This window comes from Paenibacillus sp. 01T424, from assembly GCF_056398745.1.
In genome coordinates, this window is the sequence record NZ_JBFTPZ010000122.1 from 1 (window position 1) to 527 (window position 527).

Consider the following 527-nt stretch of genomic DNA (forward strand, 5'->3'; position numbering starts at 1 on the left):
TTCAAGGTATGCTTCAAGGTATGCCGGGATGGCTGCACGACAGAAGAGTTTAGCTTAGCGAACTCAATCGTTTCATCGCTAGTCAGATCAAGCTCGCGTATGATCCGCTGATGCCAATACGAAGCCCAGCCTTCGTTCATAATCTTAGTCTCGATTTGCGGCCAGAAATAGAGCATCTCATCGCGAAGCATAGATAGAATATCGCGCTGCCAATCCTCCAGAGTAGGGGAGTACTCCTCAATGAACCAGATGAGATCTTTTTCTGGCCGTGGCGGAAAACGTTTGGCGTCAGCGGCCTGCGATTGAGCGGCTGATGCGGCGGCAGCTGTTCGATCCGGGTCTAGATTCCATAAGTCATCATATGAGGAGGAAGGAATATTCCACTCCGAACGCTCGCTGTCCTTTTGCACCATTTCGATATAACGTTTCTTATCCAATTGATATGGCTTAATGAGCGTCGGATCGACATGCTCTTGAATGGCAAGGATCGCATCGATAAACTTCTCGACCGCCTCCGTGCCATGATC

1 protein-coding gene is annotated in these 527 nt (G+C 49.5%); it reads right to left on the minus strand.

The window, feature by feature from the left end:
• A partial coding sequence (locus AC1DPK_RS34280; protein WP_477513031.1) for a SpoVR family protein occupies positions 1-527 on the minus strand: 527 nt, incomplete at both ends.